The following is a 19,323-nucleotide window of genomic DNA, read 5'->3' on the forward strand; positions in this document are numbered from 1 at the left end:
AGATCAGACATGTTCACCGCTCGATTTTCGACCCGTGAATCATGCAACCAGTCGAAAATCAATGGGTCCTGACCCTAAGCTCTGCCGCAACCCGATCCGCCATGTCAGCACAACGTTCACCATCAAACGGGAAGATCGCGTCGAAGCCTCCCTGGATGCGCTCTTCAAGCGCGATGCGCAGGCGGCGGCGTGCGCGGAACAGACGGGTCTTGACGGTGATCGGGTTGAGCGACAGATCGCGGGCGATGGCGAGAATGCTCATGTTTTCGGCCTCTCGCATCAGAAAGGGCAGGCGTAGATCCGGCGGCAGATGTGCCACAGCGCTTTCGAGAAAGCCTCTTACTTGCGCCCGTCCAAGTGCAGCCTCGGGCCGGTTGGGGTGCTGGCCGGGGAAGGAAAGGATGGAGTCGGGAGCGTTTTGATCTTCGGACACGGTATCATATTCCTCCTGCGGCAGGACGCGCCGGAGATGCATCCGCGCGGTGTTGATGGCAATGCGGGTGATCCAGGTGGAAAACCGGGACTCGGCGCGAAAGCTGTCAAGTTTTGTAAACGCGTTCAGGTAGGTTTCCTGCACCACCTCTTACCGACTTGGGCTGCCCTCGCGAACGAACTCTTCGCAAGTTGTCGTCCCGGACAACACATCGCTTGCCGTGTTCCCTCGACCGATCGAACGAGTGGAGTCGAATTTCCTTAGAATGCCGGGAACCTTGCCGAGCTCGCTGCATCCAAGAAGTTGAGCACCCCAGAGATGGGACTGTTCATAGCATTGAAAGGAAAAGAAATGTTTAGATCCTGTATGCTCGGCGCGACGGTGTTGACCATGTCCGCTGCACCCCAAACCGGCTCGCCAGTTCGGCTGCGGTCTCCTCGCCCTTTAAGGCCTCCAGCGCGACCTTCGCCTTGAACTCCGGCGCATGCTGCTTGCGTTTAGACATCTGTAATCTCCTTGGTGTTGAAGATCAGCAGACTGCATATCGTAGCTTATGTCAGTGTCCGAATTTCGGGGGGTAGCTTACACTTCCTGCGCACAGCCGACCTTGGCGTACAGCGTAGCATGCGGGCTTCGGTCTGCTACGGCTTGAATGGCCGCTTTTGCAATTCTGGCACAGAACCTTCGCAGATGCAGCTAAAGTCCGGAAACCGCCCGGATGGGTGGATGCTGTAAGTGCGCAGCCGTTGAACTTGACCTTCAAGGATGGGGCCGGGTCCGGTCTGCCGCGCAGGGCGGCATGGTGCCTGCGCGCCGTTTTTTTCGTCAGAAGCTGCTTCTCGCTCAGTGGTCCGATACAGAACGTTGTTCACGCCAGTTGTCGGGCCAGCGGCTGGTGATCTCTGCAGCGTCCTGCGGTGTCAATCGTTCTGCTACTGACACGACGCATTCGATCCGAAGAAGTGACTCCGGGTCCGGAAGGTCGTTCATGGCCGCGACTTCGTCCGGCGAACTGTCGTCATTAAGATAGTCGTTCCCCTCGACAACCAACTCCGTGCCGTCGTCGTCACGTGAATGGTACTTGGTGTCCGCGTTCAGCGCGCGGGCGACTGTCACCGCCTGTTTGGCTTGGGAGCGCGTCAGGATGTAAGTTCGGGTTACGCGGACAAAGATAAAATCTTCGGTCTCCATTGGATTGTCCCTTGAAACAAAGAAGTTTTTCGTCACGCGAGCTATGGCGGCGGAGGTCTACTTGAACGGCGGCGCTCTAGGCCAGGCCCCGGCGCTTGTCCCAAACGGACGGGCCAGAGTAGCTTCGAGAATCGCGGAAGGTTTGACTGATCCCAGCGCCGTCGCTTGCTCGGGGGCTTCCGCGCGAAGGTACGATTCCTCTGGGCTTGTGTGTTGGAGAGGGTGGGGTAATCTAGGCGCTAACCCGTTGATACCATTTAGATGGAAATTTACCCCACGTGGGGTATTCCTCTCACATAAAATCAATGCGTCAGACGGTGTTTTGGTAGGCCCGGCAGGACTTGAACCCGCAACCAAAGCGTTATGAGCGCTCTGCTCTAACCAATTGAGCTACAGGCCCGTCGCCTTACCGACTATCAGAGCCGCGTCTTGGGTCAAGAGTTAGCTTGCAAATGGTCGGTTTCCTCGATCGGCGAGGTGCCAAGAACCTGCGCGAGGACCAGCATTTTGCGCCGTTCCTTCTCCGTGAAGGTCGACAGGTCGCCGTCAATCTCGGAAAGCGCGCGCAACGACATGTCATCGCTGACCGGCGCTTCGAAATCGACCGGGTGAACGCCGTCTGCCTCCTGCGCCGCGACGGGCGCGCAAAGAAAGGATCCAAGGGCCAGGGCGGCAAGGGCCTGGATCGGCGTTTTTGTCAGTCTCAGCATGACGATACCTGTGTTTGCTTCATCTTGCGAACGTTCGCTGCCGCCGAAGGTTCCCTTGAGCGTTGCGGCGCTGCGCAGAACCGTCTATCCGGTCGCCCATTGCCGTGAGGTTAATGAAGGCAGCGAAACCCATGGGGGACAGGCGATGACGGATGCGGACAACGACGGGCGCAGCGGACTGACCTATGCGGCGGCGGGGGTCGATATCGACGCGGGCAATGCCCTGGTCGAGCGGATCAAGCCGGCGGCCCGGGCGACGAACCGGCCCGGCGTCATGGCGGGGCTGGGCGGCTTTGGCGGTTTGTTCGATCTGAAGGCGGCCGGGTTCACCGATCCCGTTCTGGTGGCGGCGACCGACGGCGTGGGAACAAAGCTGCGCATTGCCATCGACACCGGCGATGTGCGCGGTGTCGGCGTTGACCTTGTGGCGATGTGCGTCAACGACCTGATCTGTCAGGGGGCCGAGCCGCTGTTCTTTCTCGACTATTTCGCCACCGGCAAGCTGGACACCGACCAGGCGGCAGATGTCATCGAAGGCATTGCGTCGGGCTGTGCTGCTGCGGGCTGTGCCCTGATCGGTGGCGAGACGGCCGAGATGCCGGGAATGTATGGGGCGGGTGATTTCGACCTTGCCGGATTCGCCGTGGGCGCGATGGAGCGTGGCACGGCGCTGCCGGCCGGGGTCGGGCCGGGCGACGTGTTGCTGGGTCTTGCATCGGACGGCGTGCATTCCAACGGCTTTTCGCTGGTGCGCCGCATCGTCGAGATGTCGGGGCTGGGGTGGGATGCCCCATGTCCTTTCGGCGACGGCTCGCTGGGCGCGGCCTTGCTGACGCCGACGCGGCTGTATGTCCGCCCGGCGCTGGCGGCGATTCGTGCCGGCGGCGTGCATGGCCTGGCCCACATCACAGGGGGTGGCCTGACCGAGAACCTGCCGCGTGTCCTGCCCGAAGGCTGCGGCGTCGAGGTCGACCTGTCGGCATGGGAATTGCCGCCGGTGTTTCGCTGGCTGGCGCAGACAGGCGGTGTCGCCGAACCCGAGTTGTTGAAGACGTTCAACGCGGGCATCGGCCTGGTCCTGGTGGTCGATGCGGCGCGTGCCGATGCCCTGAGCGATCAATTGGCGCAGGCCGGCGAAGAGGTCTGTCGTCTCGGCCACGTCGTCGAGGGGCAGGGCGTTCGATACGAGGGACGCCTGGTTTGAGTGTGCGGGTCGCGATCCTGCTGTCGGGGGGCGGATCGAACATGGTCCGCCTTGTCGAAAGCATGACCGGCGACCATCCGGCACGCCCGGTCCTGGTGATGTCCAACGATCCGGCGGCCGGCGGGCTGGCGCGCGCGACTGCCCTGGGCGTCGATACGGCGGCGGTGGATCATCGCCTTTTCGCCGGCGATCGCGCGGCCTTCGAGGATGTGCTGCACGCCCGGTTGATGCAAGCCGAACCCGACCTGATCTGCCTTGCCGGTTTCATGCGTATCCTGACGGGTGATTTCACGGCGCGGTGGGCCGGTCGGATGCTGAACATCCATCCGTCATTGCTGCCGAAATACCGGGGATTGCACACCCATGCCCGTGCGCTGGAGGCGGGCGACACCGAGGCGGGATGCACGGTGCACGAGGTCACCGCCGACCTGGATGACGGGCCGATCCGCGGCCAGGCCCGCGTGCCGGTGATGCCGGACGATTGCGCGGAAAGCCTGGCGGCACGGGTGCTGAAAGCCGAGCATCGACTGTATCCGGCCGTGGTGCGCCGGTTCGCCGGCGGCGACCGGACGCCGCTGATGCTGGGCTGACGCCCTGTTGTCGGTCGTGTCGCATGTGGTGCGGGAGCGCTCCGCGCGGGACTATTTTCATCAGTAAGAAATGGCCGGTGTTTCAAGCGGCCCCATGACGCTTTCCTTTCCTGCGCGGATTGCATATCACGCGTGGCACGACCGGCATGGTATGGGACGCGTATGATAACGATCACGACGACGACGGGCCTTGAGGCATTCTGTGAGCGCGCGCGCGGCCATGATTACGTGACCATCGACACCGAGTTCCTGCGCGAACGCACGTATTACTCGAAACTCTGCCTGATACAGATGGCCGTTCCCGGGGATGCGGAGGAAGACGCCGTTCTGGTCGATCCGCTGGTTGGCAACCTGTCGCTTGAGCCGCTTTATGCGTTGTTTCGCGACACCTCGGTCGTCAAGGTGTTCCATGCCGCGCGCCAGGATCTGGAAATCTTCTTTGTCGAGGGGGGCGTCTTTCCCGAACCCCTGTTCGATACCCAGGTTGCCGCAATGGTGTGCGGTTTCGGCGAGCAGGCCGGATATGAAACGCTGGTGCGCAAGATCGCCAAGCAGCAGCTGGACAAGACATCGCGTTTCACCGACTGGTCGCATCGGCCCCTGTCGGCGGCGCAGAAAACCTATGCCCTGGCGGATGTGACGCATCTGCGGGATATATACGAGCATCTTTCGGCCGAGCTGGAGAAATCCGGACGCACGCCATGGGTCGAAGAGGAGCTGTCGGTGCTGACGGATCCCGCCACCTATGTCACGGACCCGCAAGAGGCCTGGCAGCGGGTCAAGACCCGCAACGCATCGGGCAAGTTCCTGGCCGTCGTGCGCGAACTTGCAAGGTTTCGCGAAGATTACGCCCGGGGTGCCAACGTGCCGCGGTCGCGGGTTTACAAGGACGATGCGCTGGTCGAGCTGGCCTCGACCAAGCCGACCACCCTTCAGGATCTCGGCCGATCACGGCTTTTGCTGCGCGATGCGCGGCGTGGCGACATAGCCGATGGCATTCTTGCGGCGGTCTCGGCCGGGTTGGCCACCGATCCCAAGGAGTTTCCCAAGCCCGACAATTCGCGCGAGAAGTTGCAGGTGAACCCCGCCTTGGCGGATCTGCTGCGCGTCCTGCTCAAGGCCAAGTCCGAAAGCACGGGCGTGGCGCCCAAGCTGATCGCCACATCATCGGATCTGGACGCCATCGCCGCCGGACAGCGCGATGTGCCGGCATTGTCGGGATGGCGCAAGACGGTGTTCGGAAACGACGCGCTGCGGTTGTGCAATGGCGAGGTCGGACTGGTGGTCAAGGGCGGCAGCGTCCAGGTCTTTCCGATCCAGCAGGGCGGCAACGTCGCGGGCTGATAGCGGACCGCGAGCCCTGGGTTCAGCCGTCTTGTTCGCATGGGCGACAAGCCCGCGCGTCCGGTGCCTGTCGCGCGCTGACTAGCGGCTGACAGCCCGTGCGTTGCGCGCGCCCGACACGCGGATTTCGCGCACGTTGTCCAGCTCCTGACGGGTCAGATACTGACCTACGATCACCTCGCGGGATTGCTGTGTCGACACGCGCGTGGGGGTCAGCGGCGGCTTGATGTGGAACCGATATTCGATCACCCCATTGACCGGCTCGCCATCGTTTAGCGCAATCAGTTCGCCGTCCCAGTATCCCTGCTGTGCCGGCAGGCCGGTGGCGCGGATGATGGCGCCGCCCGCGTTGCGGTCGATGCGCAGGGCGATGACCTGATCGACCAGCGGCCGGGGGTCGCCCGTTTCGCTGGCCGTAACGGGTGTGACCGCAACCGGACGCGAGCTGCCGAACCAGTTCAGCGGGTTCAGCCGCGAATCTGCGACCCTGCCGCAGCCCACGGCAATGGTCAGGATCATGAGTGTCGCGATCAGCCGGCCCGTCATGGATGCCTCCCTTGCCATGCAAAATCGGGTTAGCGGAAAGTCGTGCGCTTGAAAAGGGTTGAGGCCGGGCGCGCGCACGCTTACCCAAGGGCTGTGACATCGGGAGAGGGCCATGGCCACCGAAGCTTTTGAAGACATTGCCGACACCTTCGAATTTCTTGACGATTGGGAGGACCGGTATCGCCACGTGATCGAACTGGGCAAGGCGATGCCGTCCCTGCCAGAGGCGCTGCGCGTGCCGGCCACCAAGGTCGATGGCTGTGCCAGCCAGGTCTGGCTGGTGCCCCGGATCGAAGGCGAGGGGGCGGCGGCGATCTTCCGCTTCGACGGGGACAGCGATGCGGTGATCGTCAGGGGGCTGATCGCGGTGCTGGGGGCGCTTTACAACGGCGTGACGGTGGACGAGGTCGGCCAGATCGACGCGCCCGCGGAATTGGGGCGTCTGGGGCTGCACGACCACCTGTCTGCGCAACGTTCGAACGGGGTGCGTGCGATGATCGCCCGGATCCGCGAGACGGCGGCCCGGGCCGAAGGCTGATATCCGAGCGCGCGCGGCGTTTTTTCTTGCTGAAAATACTCCCGCCGGAGGCGCATCTATCGTCCCGCGCCGGCCGTGATGGCGCGGCGAAACGGTTCCGTGGTGACCGGACTTCCGGACTTCACAGCGCGCCGAGTGTGGCCGTAAGGTCGCCATAGCCCGTCAGGCGGCGTTCGAACGCTAGGCCCAGCCGTCGGGCGCAGTCTTCCGCCTTGGCCGTCAGCGCCGGATCATCGGTCTGCGCCTGATATACCAGCTTGGTATAATTGCCGAAATACATCTCGAGCAGGGACGGGTGACGGTCGAGGCCGAGCGGTTCCCAGACGAAGGCGTCGAACTGACGCACCAGGAAGTCGGTCAGGTAGAAGGCCGTGATTTCATCCTCGGCGCGGGCGGTGAAGGCATCGACGCCTTCGAAGAAGGCATAGCAATGGGGCCCGCGCACCATCTCGACCCCCATTTCGGCGCAGGCGGCCTGAAGCGTGCCGCCCGTGCCGCAGTCGGCATAGACGACGAAAATACGGTCGTGGCTGGCGCGGTGCTTTTCGACGGCGGCGCGCACTGCGGGCGTGATGCGTTCGGGGTGATTGTGCAGGATCGCCGGCAGGCACATCAGATCGATGTGGTCCCAGCCGTTGGCGGACTTCAGCGCCAGGATTTCCCGGGCCAGCGCGCCGCAGGCGATCAGAAGCACGGGCGCGCCGGTCGTCAGCGTGGCGCCGGATCGGGTGAGGGTGTGGTCATCCATGGGTCGAAGGTGCGCGCCGCCGGGACGATGTGCAAGGGCCTTGCCGGAAGGTAAACACGTCGTGAGCGGGTGAGGGACTGCCGGCACAGGCTCAGCGGTGCGCCAGCCGCACGGCGGTGCCGTAGAAGATGACTTCGGAGGCCTGATGGCCGATGGCCGAGGTCTGCATCCGCGTGCCCACCACCGCATCGGCATCCAGGGCCACCGCTTCCTCGATCATGCGGTCATAGGCCTGTTCGCGTGCGGCCGCCAGAAGCTGGGCGTATTCCCGGATCTCGCCGCCGACGAGGTTGCGAAGCGCGGCCACGATATCCGAGCCGATGTGTTTCGCGCGCACGGTCGATCCGCGCACCAATCCGAGGGGGGCGATCACCTCGCGCCCCGGCACGAGGTCGGTCGTGACCACCACGAGATCACTTTTCGATCTTGTCATAATGGTCGTCCTCGGTGTTGTTCAGCCGCTCCGCGATCACCCGCCAGACCACCCAGGCGATCAATGCGATCGGGATCAGGCCAAGTCCGAGGAGCGGCATGTCGGCCGCGACGCTGAGATAGACGGCAAGCCAGACCGTCGCCCCCGCGGCCGCGATGACGATGCAGATGATAAGAACGATCCGGTCGAGCGGCATGGCGCGGTTCCCTGTCTAGGCCATCCCTATATGGGTGGACGTGCCGGCGCCGCAAAGGGCCGCCTCAGGCCTGCCGACCGGTGCGTCGTGTCAGACGGATCAGCAGCACGGCGGATCCCAGGATGGGCGCAAGCAACATCAGCTTGCTGACCAGAAGCGCCGGATCGCTCTGGAACAGCAGCCGGGCGATCCATGCCATGGCGAACAGCGCCAGAATGACGGTGACGGCGCTCAGGAAGTTCTTGACGGACATGGCAGTGACCCTTTCGTGCCTCGTATGCGGTTAACCCACATTCACCCGGGGGTGTGTCCGAAAAAAGGCGCGCTTGGGGTGGAAACCGGGTCGTTTCACGGCCTGTGGTGCCCGCTCACGCCCCCGGCTGATGAAGCGCCCATGTCCGCTGCACCGCGGGGCGGGCACGCATCGCATCGGCGTGGGCGCTCAGGCGCGGGAAATCGGTGATCTCCACGCTGTCGCCTTCCAGCCAGGACGAAACGGTGAACAGATGCATGTCGGCGGTCGAATACCGATCGCCCAAAACCCACGGCCCGCCGTCCGGCAGCGCCTTTTCCACCAGCGCGGCGGCCGCGGCCATCGTCTCGGGCACCTTCGCGGCCATGTCGGCCAGCGATTCGGGCCGGTCCGCCCAGCGGGCGCCGCGCATCCGGTGGGCATGGTTGACATGCATGGTCGAGGCCAGAAATGCCGACATCTCGTCGATCCGCGCCCGTTGAAACGCGTCGTCAGGCCAAAGACCGGCGGCCGGATGGGTCGCCGCCAGCCAGTTCAGGATCGCGGGCGTTTCGGTCAGCCGGCCGTGGGGCGTGGTCAGGACCGGCACGCGCCCCTTGGGGTTGATCCGCGCATATTCGTCACTGCGCTGTTCGCCGGCGCGAAAGTCGACCCAGACCAGATCGAAGGGCGCGCCGATCTCCTCGAGCGCGATATGCGAGGCAAGGGCGACGGTGCCTTTGGCAAGGTGGAGCGTCAGGGTCATGGCATCTATTCCTGCGGCTGAAGAAACATTTTCGCAACCATACCAGATCCCGAGCGCGTCGCACACAGCCGCAATAGCGACCTGGCGGCGGCCGTGAATGTTCGCGGTGCGGCCGTCCGATCAGCCGCCGGTGGCCAGCTGGTTGTGCTTGCGGGCCATCTGGCTCTTGGCGGTTTCCACCGCCACGGCGGCGTCGCGGCAATAGGCATCGGCACCGATGGCGCGCCCGAACTCCTCGTTCAGGGGGGCACCGCCGACCAGCACGATGTAATCGTCGCGGATGCCTTCGGCGACCATCGTGTCGATCACCACCTTCATGTAGGGCATCGTCGTCGTCAGAAGCGCCGACATGCCCAGGATGTCGGGCTGTTCGCTTTCCAGCGCGGCCATGTATTTCTCGACCGCGTTGTTGATGCCGAGATCGATCACCTCGAAGCCCGCGCCTTCCATCATCATGCCGACAAGGTTCTTGCCGATATCGTGGATATCGCCCTTGACCGTGCCGATCACCAGTTTGCCCATGCGCGGCGCGCCGGTTTCGACAAGCAGCGGCTTGAGGATCTGCATCCCGCCCTTCATGGCGCCCGCGGCCAAAAGCACTTCGGGCACGAACAGGATGCCATCGCGGAAATCATGCCCGACGATGGTCATGCCCGCCACCAGGGCCTGGGTCAGGATGTCATAGGGGGTCCAGCCGCGTTCAAGCAGGATGTGAACGCCCTCGGCGATCTCGTCTTTCATGCCGTCATACAGGTCGTCATGCATCTGCAGGACAAGTTCTTCATCGGACAGGTCGGACAGAATGATTTCTTCGTCGGACATCTTGCACTCCAATGCGCTGACAGAGGGGGCGCATGTTGCGCCCCGACCGGACATTCATATTGTTTGCCGCATTTCACACAGGCCACGCGACGGTTTGCGACGTTCGCCGGGTTTCGCGCGACCCTCTGACGATGGCGCGCGCGACGCAAGTGGCCCGAGCCCTCATAATCCGCATGATGATGATGAGGTTGCGCGATGACTTGTCAATGTTCGCTGAATGTTCCAACGTCGACCCATGTCCGATGCCGCCCCGACTCAGCCCGCCGATACTAGGTTTGCCGCCCGTCTGAAGGGGCGCGGGGCGGCAACGAATGATGTGGGCCGGTTCGAACCCTATGCACGGGTGGCCGAACCAGATGGCTGGGACCGCGACGAGGACCTGCCGCCGTTGCGCACCCATGTCAGCGTCGAGGTGCCGCGCAAGGTGATCACGCGCAACACGTCGCCCGATATCGGGTTCGACCGGTCGATCAATCCCTATCGCGGATGCGAACATGGCTGCGTCTATTGTTTCGCACGACCATCCCATGCCTATCTCGGGCTGTCGGCGGGGCTGGATTTCGAAACCCGGCTGATCGCCCGGCCCGCGGCGCCCGAGCGTCTGGCGAAAGAGCTGTCGTCGCCGCGATACCGGGTCGCGCCCCTTGCCATCGGCACCAACACCGATCCCTATCAGCCGATCGAACGCGACCGCCAAATCATGCGCCGCTGTCTCGAGGTGCTGTCCGAGTTTCGCCATCCGGTGACCGTCACCACCAAGGGCACGCTGATCGAACGCGATGCCGATATTCTGGGCGAGATGGGGCAGGCGGGTCTGGCGCGGGTCGGGATTTCGATCACCACGCTGGATCCGGTTCTGGCACGCCGTCTGGAACCCCGCGTGCCGTCCCCCGTCCGTCGCCTGAAGGCGATCGAGACGCTGGCGCGGGCCGGATGCCCGGTGCGCGTGATGGTTGCGCCGGTGATTCCGGGGCTGACGGATCACGAGGTCGAAACGATCCTGTCCGCCGCGCGCGACGCCGGCGCGCAATCGGCCGGCTGGGTCATGTTGCGCCTGCCGCTCGAGGTGTCGGCGCTGTTCGTCGACTGGATGCGTCGCCATTACCCCGATCGCACCGGCAAGGTGATGTCGAAGCTGCGCGAGATGCACGGCGGGCGCGAATACAGTTCCGACTGGCACAAGCGGATGCGCGGCGAAGGCGTCTATGCCGACCTGATCGCCAGGCGGTTCGACCTGGCGTGCGAACGGCTGGGCTTGGCGGAGAAACTGCCACCGCTGCGGCATGATCTGTTTCATGTTCCGCCGCGCAAGGGCGATCAGCTTTCGCTGTTCTGAGGGATGTGGCAAAACGTGTCGGGCCGGCTATAAAACACCCAAACCCAAGGAGAGCGTCGATGCTGGAAAGCGGATTTCACGATGTGCCGAAGGGGCGGGTTGCCGCCGTTGTCACCCATCTCGAGATGGCCGCCCCAGCCCCGCCGCGCGCGGTGCCCGACCCCGAGGGTTTGACCCTGACGCGGCTGCATGCGCCCGACCCCGAGCGTTACCTGTCGCTGTATCGCAAGGTCGGGGCCGCGGATTGGCTGTGGTTCTCGCGCCTCGTGATGCCGGCCGCCAAGCTGGCGCAGATCCTGTCGAACCCGGCGGTGAAGGTCTATGCCCTGCAACGCGACGGGTCGGAGGATGTGGGATTGCTGGAACTGGATTTCCGCACGCCGGGCATTTGCGAGTTGGCGTTCTTCGGTCTGGCGCCGGGGCTGGTGGGGCAGGGCGCGGGGCGCTGGTTGATGAACCGCGCCATCGAAATCGCATGGGCCCATCCGATCACGCGGCTGGATGTTCACACCTGCACGTTGGACCACCCCGATGCCCTGGGGTTCTACCGGCGCAGCGGGTTCACCCCCGTGCGCCAGCAGGTCGAGATTGCAGAGGATCCGCGCCTGATGGGCGCGCTGCCCCGCGCGGCCGGATCGCGCGTGCCGATTTTCGATCCGGACTAGGGCGGGTCAGCCGCGGCGGCGGCGGCGTTCGCGCGTCGGACCGGCGTTGTCGCCGGTGCCGTCGGATGCGGATGAAAAGCCGCCCAGGCGCGCCGTGATCTCGTCAAGGGTCGGACGTGCGCCGGCCGGGCGGGTGTCCAGCGCCTCGCGCATGTGGCGCAGGTGTTCGGGCGTCGTGCCGCAGCAGCCGCCGATGATCCGGGCGCCGCAATCGCGCGCCAGTACAGCATAATCCGCCATCAGCTCGGGCGTGCCGTCGTAATGGATGTGGCCGTCCTGAAATTTCGGAATGCCGGCGTTGCCCTTGGCGATCAGCACCCGTTCGGTGCCCGACGAGGCAAAGCCCAGAACCGTGCGAAGCAGGTCGGACGCGCCGACGCCGCAGTTGGCGCCGAAGGCCAGGGGTTTCGGCACCTTCAGCTTTTCCACCATGTCGACCATGCCGGCGCTGGTCATGCCCATCATGGTGCGGCCCGCGGTGTCGAAACTCATCGTGCCGCACCACGGCATTCCGGCCAGGTCCGCCGCTTCGGCGAAGGCGGCGAATTCTTCCGGCGAACTGATGGTTTCGACCCAGAGGACATCGGCGCCGCCCTCCTTCAGGCCCTCGGCCTGTTCATGGAACATCTCGACGGCCGAATCATGGGTCAGCGTGCCCATGGGCACCATGATGTCGCCGGTCGGTCCGACCGATCCGGCGACGACGATGGGGCGATCCGCACGGTCCGCGATGTCGCGGGCAATCTCGGCGCCCGCCCGGTTCAGCTCGCGCACCCGGTCTTGGGCATGGTGCAGCTTCAGTCGCGATGCGTTGCCGCCGAAGGTGTTGGTCAGGAACAGGTCGCTGCCGGCATCGACCGGGCCCTGATAGAGCGCGCGGATCTTGTCCTGGTGGTCGACGTTCCAGAATTCCGGCGCATCGCCCGACTGCAGCCCCATGTTGAACAGGTTCGTTCCCGTGGCGCCATCGGCCAGAAGGACGGATCTTTCGGCCAGAAGCCGGGACAGCGGATCGGACATGGGGCGCCTTGCAGGTTGGTGTCGGATCGGGTGCACATGCCACGGGCAGGCGCATTTGGCAAACGGGCGTTGCGCAAAAAAGCGTGGCGAAACGCCCGGATGCGTCCGGTTCAGTCGCGCAGCTCGGTCATCAGCTGCGCCTTCGCCTCGACCAGCAGGTCGGACATCTTGGCGCGAATCGTCGCCTCGTCGGCCTTGTCGCCCAGATCGCCCGACACCTTGCGGTAGACGTCTTCGTCGCCCGCCTCCTCGAAGTCGGACTTGATCACCTCGCGGGCATAGGCTTCGGCGTCGTCGCCGGACTTGCCCATCAATTCGGCGGCCCAGAGCCCGAGCAGCTTGTTGCGCCGGGCCTCTGCCTTGAACTGCATCTCGGCGTCGTGGGAAAACTTGTTCTCGAAGGCGTTCTTGCGGTCGTCGAAGGTGGACATGTTCGATCCTTTGCTGACGTCAGGTGATACCGATATGGTCGGCCACGGGCGCGGCGGCAAGAGGGTGTTCTTGCCCGCCCCCCCGCAATGTCCTATAGGGCGGCAAACGGCGCGGGTCCAAGGGGTCGGCGCCAGTGAGTATTGGAGCGCCCATGGCACGTCGCAAGAAGATCTATGAAGGCAAGGCCAAGATCATGTACGAAGGCCCCGAGCCGGGAACCATGGTGCAGTACTTCAAGGACGACGCCACCGCGTTCAACGCCGAAAAGAAGGCGACGATCGAGGGCAAGGGCGTGCTGAACAACCGGCTGTCGGAATATTTCATGACCGGCATGACCCAGGTCGGCATCCCGAACCACTTCATCAAGCGGCTGAACATGCGCGAACAGCTGATCCGCAGCGTCGAGATCATCCCGCTGGAAGTGATCGTGCGCAACTTCGCCGCCGGATCGCTGTCAAAGCGGCTGGGCCTGGTCGAGGGCACGCCGCTGCCGCGCCCGATCGTCGAATTCTGCTACAAGGACGATGCGCTGGGCGATCCGCTGGTCAGCGAGGAACACATCATCGCCTTCGGCTGGGCCACCCAGCAGGATCTGGACGACATGATCGCCCTGGCCCTCAGGGTCAACGATTTCATGTCCGGCGTCATGCTGGCGGTCGGCATCAAGCTGGTGGATTTCAAGATCGAGATCGGCCGGATCTGGGAAAACGACTTCCACCGCCTGATCATCGCCGACGAGATTTCACCGGACTCGTGCCGGCTGTGGGATATCGAGACCGGGCGCAAGCTGGACAAGGACGTGTTCCGCCGCGATCTGGGGTCGCTGTCGGATGCCTATACCGAAGTGGCGCGGCGCCTTGGCGTGCTGCCCACCAACGTCACCCATGCGACCAAGCCCACGCTCATCAACTGAGGCAAGGTCGGATTTTTGAGTATTTGGATCGGTAAGAAGCACGGAGACGGCGCATGAAGGCACGGGTATATGTGATGCTGAAGAGCGGCGTTCTGGACCCGCAGGGCGAGGCGATCCGCCATGCCCTGGGCACCCTGGGGTTCGATGAGGTCGATGGCGTGCGCCAAGGCAAGGTGATCGACCTGGACCTGGCCGACGGCACGGATCCCGCGCGGATCGACGAGATGTGCGAAAAGCTGTTGGCCAACACCGTGATCGAATCCTATCGCGTCGAGTTGCTGTGATGCGCGCGGCGGTCCTGCGCGAATACAACGCCGACCTGTCGATCGAGGATGTCGCCGAGCCGGCCTGCCCGGAAGACGGCGTGGTGCTGAAGGTGCTGGCCTGCGGCGTGTGCCGCTCGGACTGGCACGGCTGGTGCGGCGAACATCCCCGGGTGAAGCCGGGCCAGATCGGCGGGCACGAATATTGCGGCGAGGTGGTCGAGGCCGGGCCGCGCGCCACCCACCGGGTGGGCGACCGCCTGGTGGCGCCGTTCATCCTGGCCTGCGGGCGGTGCCAGGCCTGCCAGAGCGGTGCGCAGAACACCTGTCCGAACCAGCGGCTGCCCGGATTTGTCGAGCCGGGAGCCTTTGCAGAATACGTGGCGGTGCCCTTCGATCACAACCTGTCGCCGCTGGGCGATCTGTCGCCGGTCGTGGCCGCGGGCCTGGGTTGTCGGGTGACGACGGCCTGGCACGCGCTGACCGGGCGGGCAGCGGTGCAGGCCGGCGAGTGGCTGGCGGTGCATGGCACGGGTGGCATCGGATTGGCCACGCTGATCCTGGGCCGCGCCCTGGGCGCGCGGGTGGTCGTGGTGGATGTCGTGCCCGAGAAGTTGACCCATGCGCTGGGCCTCGGCGCCGAGGCGGCAGTGGATGCGCGCGACGGCGACGTGGCCGCGCGGATCCGCGAGATCACCGGCGGCGGCGCCCATGTCAGCGTCGAGGCGCTGGGTATCGAGCAGACCACGAACGCCAGTATTGCCTGTCTGCGCCCGTTGGGTCGGCACGTGCAGGTGGGCATGCCCATCGGCCATACCGCGAGGATGCAGATCGACATGAACGCCGTCTACATGGGCAACCTTGCGCTTTATGGTACGCGCGGCATGCCGTCCTGGCGCTATCCCAGCCTGCTGAGCCTGATCGAGGCGGGGCGCGTCGATGTCTCGCCCATGATCGCGCGCGAAATCGCGCTGAGCGGGGTCAGTGCCGAACTGGCCGCGTTCAACGGGCCGACGGCGCCGGGTGTTGCCGTCGTCACCGACTTTCTGAACTGAGGGGGGCGCCATGAAAGCTGCCGTCATCGTCTTTCCCGGCTCGAACTGTGATCGGGACATGGCTGTCGCGCTGCGTGCGGCGGGTGCCGATGTCTCGATGGTCTGGCACAAGGACACCGGCCTGCCCGAGGGTATCGACCTGGTGGCGATCCCCGGGGGGTTTTCCTTTGGCGATTACCTGCGGTGCGGCGCCATCGCCGCGCGCTCGCCGATCTGTGGCGCGGTCGTGAAGCATGCCGAAAGGGGCGGTTACGTCCTGGGCGTGTGCAACGGGTTCCAGGTGCTGTGCGAGACCGGCCTTCTGCCCGGTGCGCTGATGCGCAACCGCGGCCTGACCTATATCTGTCGCACCGAACCCCTGATCGTCGGCGAATGCGACAGCGCGTTCACCGCCGAATATACCCCCGGTCAGACCCTGATGATCCCCATCGCCCACCACGATGGCAATTATACCGTGGATGATGCCACGGGTGCGGAATTGTCGGATGCCGGGCGCATCGCCTTTCGCTATGGCGCGAATCCCAACGGATCGGTGCGCGATATCGCCGGGGTGCTGTCGGCCAATGGCCGGGTCCTGGGAATGATGCCGCATCCCGAACGCGCGGCCGATCCTGCCTTGGGCGGCACGGACGGGCGGGCGCTGCTTGCCGGGCTGGTCGGAGCCATGGCCGCGGTCTGAGCCTTGTTGGGATCAGACGCACGGCGTAATGTGTCGTCCATGGGAACCGACATCACCATCGATCCGCGCCCCCACGGCGCGGAACCCGCGCCGCGCCGGTGGTATCTTCGGATGCTGTTCGCCGCGCTGGTCGTGATCGCGCTGTCGGTCGTCTGGTTCACCAACCAGTTCCTGACCCAGCGATTCACCGAAAGCACCAGGAACCGCGCCGAGGTTCGCATGGCGCTGTATATCGGCAACCTGCGGTCGGAATTGCAGCGCGCGTCGATCGTGCCGCTGCTGCTCAGCCGGGATCCGGCGCTGATCGGGGCGCTGAATTCCGGCGACTTCTCGCAATCCACGCAGCGGCTGATCTCGTATCGCGATGAAATCGGGGCGGCATCCTTGATGCTGCTGGACCGGGGCGGGCGGGTCGTTGCGGCGACTGATCGCGAAAGCCTGGGCGCGACGCTGCGCAGCCAGGTCTATTTCATCGATGCGGTGCGATCGTCGGATACGGTGTTCAGCATCGCGCGTACCGAGGCGGGAGGGTTCCGTTTCTCGTATTCGCGCAAGATCGCGTCGGGCAGCGATCTGACCGGTGTGATCGTGGTCGGGGTGGATCTGGCCAAGTTCGAAAGCAGTTGGGCCGGCTTTTCCGACGCGGTCTTCGTGACCGACAGCGAAGGCACGATCATCCTGTCCACCGAAAGCCGCTGGCGGGGCCGCAACGAGGCCGAGGCGCTGGCGGTGCGGTCCGCCCCCACGGCCATCGAGCGGGCGTTGCAGGCCACCGCCGATTGGGCCGCGCTGCCGGCCGATGCCTATCTGCTGGGCGAGGCCGTCATGCGCCAGGAGGCGCGGATCCCGTTCCAGGGCTGGCGCATGGCGTCGTTTACCACCTATTCGTCGGTGCGCGAGCGGGTGAACGGGGTGCTGGCGCTGGAGATCATGGGGTTCGCATTGTTGCTGGCGGCGGGATTCTACCTGGTCAGCCGCAAGGCGCTGAGCCGGGTGTTGTTCTTCCAACGCGAATCGGCGGAGCTTCGCCAGTTGAACGCGGCGTTGCAGCGGGAAATCGCCGAACGGCGCAAGGCCGAGAAGAACCTGGAGGTGGCCGAGCAGACCGTCGCGCAGACCAGCAAGCTGGCCGCGCTGGGCGAGATGTCGGCGGCCGTCAGTCACGAACTGAATCAGCCGCTGGCGGCGATGAAGACCTATCTGGCGGGGGCGCGGCTGTTGCTGAAGCGGCGTCGCCCGGAAGAGGCGCTGAGCAGTTTCGCGCGAATCGACGATCTGATCGACCGCATGGGCGCCATCACGCGCCAGTTGAAAAGCTATGCGCGGCGGGGATCCGAGGCGTTCGAACCGATGGACCTGCGCCTGTCGGTGTCGGCCGCGCTGGCGATGATGGAGCCGCAGTTGAAGCAACGCGACGTCGAGATCACGAAGTCGTTGCCGCGCACGCCGGTCTGGGTGCAGGGCGACCGGTTGCGTGTCGAGCAGGTGATCATCAACCTGTTGCGCAATGCGCTGGACGCCACCAAGGACCAGGAGAAGGGCCAGATCGGCATCCTGCTGGCCGCTGGCACCTCGGCCGCGCTCAGCGTGCGGGACAATGGCACCGGCATTGCCGATCTCGAACATCTGTTCGAGCCGTTCTATACGACCAAGTCCCCGGGCGACGGTGTCGGGCTGGGGCTTGCCATTTCGTCGGGAATCGTGGCCGATCTCGGTGGACGTCTTACGGCACGCAACGGCCGCGACGGGGGGGCTGTATTCGAGATGCAACTCCCCATCTTGGAACGAAACGTGCAGGCAGCGGAATAGGAAGAGCACCTCATGGCGCAGGCAATGAAGATCGCGATCGTGGACGATGAGAAGGACATGCGCCAATCGATCAGCCAATGGCTGGCGCTGTCCGGCTTCGATACCGAAACCTTCGCAAGCGCGGAAGACGCGCTGAAAACCGTGGGTGCCGATTATCCCGGTGTCGTGGTCAGCGACATCAAGATGCCGGGAATGGACGGCATGACCTTCCTGAAACGGCTGATGAGCGTCGATTCGGCCCTGCCGGTCATCATGATCACCGGGCACGGCGATGTGCCCATGGCGGTCGAGGCGATGCGCGTGGGCGCGTTCGATTTCCTGGAAAAGCCGTTCAACCCCGAACGCATGACCGAACTGGCCAAGCGCGCGGCACAGGCGCGGCGGCTGACGCTGGACAACCGCGCGCTGCGGCGTGAATTGTCGGACGGCACCGGCATCATGCGCAAGGTCATCGGCACGTCACCGGTGATGGAGCGCTTGCGCGAGGACATCCTGGATCTGGGGCAGGCCGACGGCCACGTCCTGATCGATGGCGAAACCGGCACCGGCAAGACGCTGGTGGCCCACGCGCTGCACGCGGTGGGGGCCAAGCCGGGGCGCAAGTTCGTGATTCAATCGTGTTCGGCGCTCGACCCCGATGCGATGGCGGCGAAACTGTTCGGTTCGGGCGCGGACGACGAACAAATGCCGTTGCTGGAAGAGGCCCGCGGTGGCACGCTGGTTCTGGAAGATATCGATGCGCTGCCGATGCCGCTGCAGGCGCGGTTGCTGACCTGGATCAACGACCAGGGCACACCGGCCGAAACCCGGCTGGTGGCGATTTCGAACCTTCAGGAGCAGGGCAAGACCTGTGAAGACGTGTTGCGCCCCGATCTCTATTACCGTCTGGCGGCGATGAAGCTGACGATCCCGCCCCTGCGTGCGCGGGGCGAGGATATCCTGACGCTGTTCGCGCGCTTTTCAGAGCAATTCGCCGACGAATACGGCTGCGAGACGCCCGAGGTATCGGCGCAGGAGGCCGCGCAACTTTTGCAGGCGCCCTGGCCCGGCAACATCCGCCAGCTTGTGAATGTCGCCGAACGCGCGGTTCTGCAAAGCCGCAGGGGCACCGGCACGATTTCATCCCTGCTGATGGCCGATTCCGAAGAGGGCGAACCGGGCATGACGACCGAGGGCAAGCCGCTGAAGGAATATGTCGAGGCGTTCGAGCGGATGCTGATCGACAACACCATGCGGCGTCACAAGGGATCCATCGTCGCGGTGATGGACGAGTTGTGCCTGCCGCGCCGGACGCTGAACGAGAAGATGGCGAAATATAACCTCACCCGGTCCGATTATCTCTGAGCCGAGGCGCGGCCGGGGCATCGTGCAGCCGACGCATTTCTTCAAAGGCACGCG

General features: G+C 64.6%; 24 protein-coding genes, 1 tRNA gene and 1 pseudogene. 12 read left to right on the top strand and 14 right to left on the bottom strand.

Annotated elements, in window-relative coordinates:
* Nucleotides 1-58 precede the first annotated feature (58 nt).
* From CFP68_RS13865 to CFP68_RS13880, 5 genes and pseudogenes are all read right to left on the bottom strand, one after another.
* A complete protein-coding gene (locus tag CFP68_RS13865) occupies nucleotides 59-577 on the bottom strand; it encodes a sigma-70 family RNA polymerase sigma factor (RefSeq protein WP_158234179.1) in 519 nt (172 codons plus the stop codon).
* 256 nt (nucleotides 578-833) lie between these two features.
* Nucleotides 834-938, bottom strand: a pseudogene (locus CFP68_RS18225) (transposase); the annotation flags it as partial.
* A 338-nt stretch (nucleotides 939-1,276) separates the two neighbouring features.
* The gene (locus CFP68_RS13870; RefSeq protein ID WP_099827544.1) at nucleotides 1,277-1,624 is read right to left on the bottom strand and encodes a hypothetical protein; all 348 of its coding nucleotides are present in this window, start codon (nucleotides 1,622-1,624) and stop codon (nucleotides 1,277-1,279) included.
* A 323-nt stretch (nucleotides 1,625-1,947) separates the two neighbouring features.
* Nucleotides 1,948-2,024, bottom strand: a tRNA-Ile gene (locus tag CFP68_RS13875).
* A 34-nt stretch (nucleotides 2,025-2,058) separates the two neighbouring features.
* Nucleotides 2,059-2,334, bottom strand: a complete 276-nt coding sequence (locus CFP68_RS13880) for a hypothetical protein (protein WP_099827545.1) — start codon at nucleotides 2,332-2,334, stop codon at nucleotides 2,059-2,061.
* A 145-nt stretch (nucleotides 2,335-2,479) separates the two neighbouring features.
* Here CFP68_RS13880 and purM point away from each other — a divergent pair, with 145 nt between their 5' ends.
* The 3 genes from purM (at nucleotide 2,480) to rnd (ending at nucleotide 5,472) form a co-directional block, all read left to right on the top strand.
* Complete coding sequence (gene purM, locus CFP68_RS13885) at nucleotides 2,480-3,538, top strand: phosphoribosylformylglycinamidine cyclo-ligase (RefSeq protein ID WP_099827546.1); 1,059 nt, start codon at nucleotides 2,480-2,482, stop codon at nucleotides 3,536-3,538.
* Nucleotides 3,535-4,128 (top strand): phosphoribosylglycinamide formyltransferase, encoded by a 594-nt coding sequence (purN, locus tag CFP68_RS13890; RefSeq protein WP_099827547.1) that lies wholly within the window; start codon nucleotides 3,535-3,537, stop codon nucleotides 4,126-4,128. The genes purM and purN overlap by 4 nt, the downstream gene beginning before the upstream one ends.
* 162 nt (nucleotides 4,129-4,290) lie before the next feature.
* The gene (gene rnd / locus CFP68_RS13895; RefSeq protein WP_099827548.1) at nucleotides 4,291-5,472 is read left to right on the top strand and encodes a ribonuclease D; all 1,182 of its coding nucleotides are present in this window, start codon (nucleotides 4,291-4,293) and stop codon (nucleotides 5,470-5,472) included.
* An 81-nt stretch (nucleotides 5,473-5,553) separates the two neighbouring features.
* On the opposite strand, the gene CFP68_RS13900 is transcribed toward rnd, so the two are convergent.
* Nucleotides 5,554-6,018 (bottom strand): hypothetical protein, encoded by a 465-nt coding sequence (locus CFP68_RS13900; protein WP_241524099.1) that lies wholly within the window; start codon nucleotides 6,016-6,018, stop codon nucleotides 5,554-5,556.
* Nucleotides 6,019-6,130: 112 nt separating this feature from the next.
* Here CFP68_RS13900 and CFP68_RS13905 point away from each other — a divergent pair, with 112 nt between their 5' ends.
* Complete coding sequence (locus CFP68_RS13905) at nucleotides 6,131-6,556, top strand: SufE family protein (protein WP_099827549.1); 426 nt, start codon at nucleotides 6,131-6,133, stop codon at nucleotides 6,554-6,556.
* Between the two features lie 121 nt (nucleotides 6,557-6,677).
* Here the strand turns inward: CFP68_RS13905 and CFP68_RS13910 are convergent, their stop codons facing one another.
* From CFP68_RS13910 to CFP68_RS13935, 6 genes are all read right to left on the bottom strand, one after another.
* The gene (locus CFP68_RS13910) at nucleotides 6,678-7,304 is read right to left on the bottom strand and encodes a DUF1638 domain-containing protein (RefSeq protein WP_099827550.1); all 627 of its coding nucleotides are present in this window, start codon (nucleotides 7,302-7,304) and stop codon (nucleotides 6,678-6,680) included.
* Nucleotides 7,305-7,395: 91 nt separating this feature from the next.
* A complete protein-coding gene (locus tag CFP68_RS13915) occupies nucleotides 7,396-7,737 on the bottom strand; it encodes a YbjQ family protein (RefSeq protein WP_099827551.1) in 342 nt (113 codons plus the stop codon).
* Entirely contained in the window at nucleotides 7,718-7,933 is a 216-nt protein-coding gene (locus CFP68_RS13920) for a hypothetical protein (RefSeq protein ID WP_099827552.1), read from the bottom strand. The genes CFP68_RS13915 and CFP68_RS13920 overlap by 20 nt, the downstream gene beginning before the upstream one ends.
* 64 nt (nucleotides 7,934-7,997) lie before the next feature.
* The gene (locus CFP68_RS13925) at nucleotides 7,998-8,186 is read right to left on the bottom strand and encodes a hypothetical protein (RefSeq protein WP_099827553.1); all 189 of its coding nucleotides are present in this window, start codon (nucleotides 8,184-8,186) and stop codon (nucleotides 7,998-8,000) included.
* A 115-nt stretch (nucleotides 8,187-8,301) separates the two neighbouring features.
* Complete coding sequence (locus CFP68_RS13930) at nucleotides 8,302-8,931, bottom strand: glutathione S-transferase N-terminal domain-containing protein (protein WP_099827554.1); 630 nt, start codon at nucleotides 8,929-8,931, stop codon at nucleotides 8,302-8,304.
* A 120-nt stretch (nucleotides 8,932-9,051) separates the two neighbouring features.
* Entirely contained in the window at nucleotides 9,052-9,753 is a 702-nt protein-coding gene (locus CFP68_RS13935; RefSeq protein WP_099827555.1) for a corrinoid protein, read from the bottom strand.
* A 235-nt stretch (nucleotides 9,754-9,988) separates the two neighbouring features.
* On the opposite strand from CFP68_RS13935, the gene CFP68_RS13940 reads away from it, so the two are divergent.
* Together CFP68_RS13940 and CFP68_RS13945 are read left to right on the top strand one after the other, a co-directional pair.
* Complete coding sequence (locus tag CFP68_RS13940) at nucleotides 9,989-11,089, top strand: PA0069 family radical SAM protein (RefSeq protein ID WP_099827556.1); 1,101 nt, start codon at nucleotides 9,989-9,991, stop codon at nucleotides 11,087-11,089.
* A 59-nt stretch (nucleotides 11,090-11,148) separates the two neighbouring features.
* Complete coding sequence (locus tag CFP68_RS13945) at nucleotides 11,149-11,754, top strand: GNAT family N-acetyltransferase (RefSeq protein WP_099827557.1); 606 nt, start codon at nucleotides 11,149-11,151, stop codon at nucleotides 11,752-11,754.
* 6 nt (nucleotides 11,755-11,760) lie between these two features.
* On the opposite strand, the gene bmt is transcribed toward CFP68_RS13945, so the two are convergent.
* Nucleotides 11,761-12,774: a betaine--homocysteine S-methyltransferase gene (gene bmt / locus CFP68_RS13950; RefSeq protein ID WP_099827558.1), complete on the bottom strand. Its 1,014-nt coding sequence runs from the start codon at nucleotides 12,772-12,774 to the stop codon at nucleotides 11,761-11,763.
* Nucleotides 12,775-12,884: 110 nt separating this feature from the next.
* Nucleotides 12,885-13,205 (bottom strand): DUF1476 domain-containing protein, encoded by a 321-nt coding sequence (locus CFP68_RS13955; RefSeq protein ID WP_099827559.1) that lies wholly within the window; start codon nucleotides 13,203-13,205, stop codon nucleotides 12,885-12,887.
* Nucleotides 13,206-13,357: 152 nt separating this feature from the next.
* Here CFP68_RS13955 and purC point away from each other — a divergent pair, with 152 nt between their 5' ends.
* Genes purC through CFP68_RS13985 form a run of 6 tightly spaced genes read left to right on the top strand, consistent with a single transcriptional unit; the run spans nucleotide 13,358 to nucleotide 19,269 of the window.
* Entirely contained in the window at nucleotides 13,358-14,119 is a 762-nt protein-coding gene (purC, locus tag CFP68_RS13960) for a phosphoribosylaminoimidazolesuccinocarboxamide synthase (RefSeq protein ID WP_099827560.1), read from the top strand.
* A gap of 53 nt (nucleotides 14,120-14,172) precedes the next feature.
* Complete coding sequence (gene purS, locus CFP68_RS13965; RefSeq protein ID WP_099827561.1) at nucleotides 14,173-14,403, top strand: phosphoribosylformylglycinamidine synthase subunit PurS; 231 nt, start codon at nucleotides 14,173-14,175, stop codon at nucleotides 14,401-14,403.
* On the top strand, nucleotides 14,403-15,437 hold the full coding sequence (locus CFP68_RS13970; protein WP_099827562.1) for a zinc-binding dehydrogenase: 1,035 nt from the start codon (nucleotides 14,403-14,405) through the stop codon (nucleotides 15,435-15,437). The genes purS and CFP68_RS13970 overlap by 1 nt, the downstream gene beginning before the upstream one ends.
* A 10-nt stretch (nucleotides 15,438-15,447) precedes the next feature.
* The gene (gene purQ, locus CFP68_RS13975; protein WP_099827563.1) at nucleotides 15,448-16,116 is read left to right on the top strand and encodes a phosphoribosylformylglycinamidine synthase subunit PurQ; all 669 of its coding nucleotides are present in this window, start codon (nucleotides 15,448-15,450) and stop codon (nucleotides 16,114-16,116) included.
* A gap of 39 nt (nucleotides 16,117-16,155) precedes the next feature.
* Nucleotides 16,156-17,925, top strand: a complete 1,770-nt coding sequence (locus tag CFP68_RS13980; RefSeq protein ID WP_099827564.1) for a sensor histidine kinase — start codon at nucleotides 16,156-16,158, stop codon at nucleotides 17,923-17,925.
* A 12-nt stretch (nucleotides 17,926-17,937) separates the two neighbouring features.
* A complete protein-coding gene (locus tag CFP68_RS13985; RefSeq protein WP_099827565.1) occupies nucleotides 17,938-19,269 on the top strand; it encodes a sigma-54-dependent transcriptional regulator in 1,332 nt (443 codons plus the stop codon).
* The last annotated feature ends 54 nt before the right edge of the window (nucleotides 19,270-19,323 follow it).

It is taken from the genome of Oceaniglobus indicus (genome assembly GCF_002751875.1).
Lineage (GTDB): Bacteria > Pseudomonadota > Alphaproteobacteria > Rhodobacterales > Rhodobacteraceae > Oceaniglobus > Oceaniglobus indicus.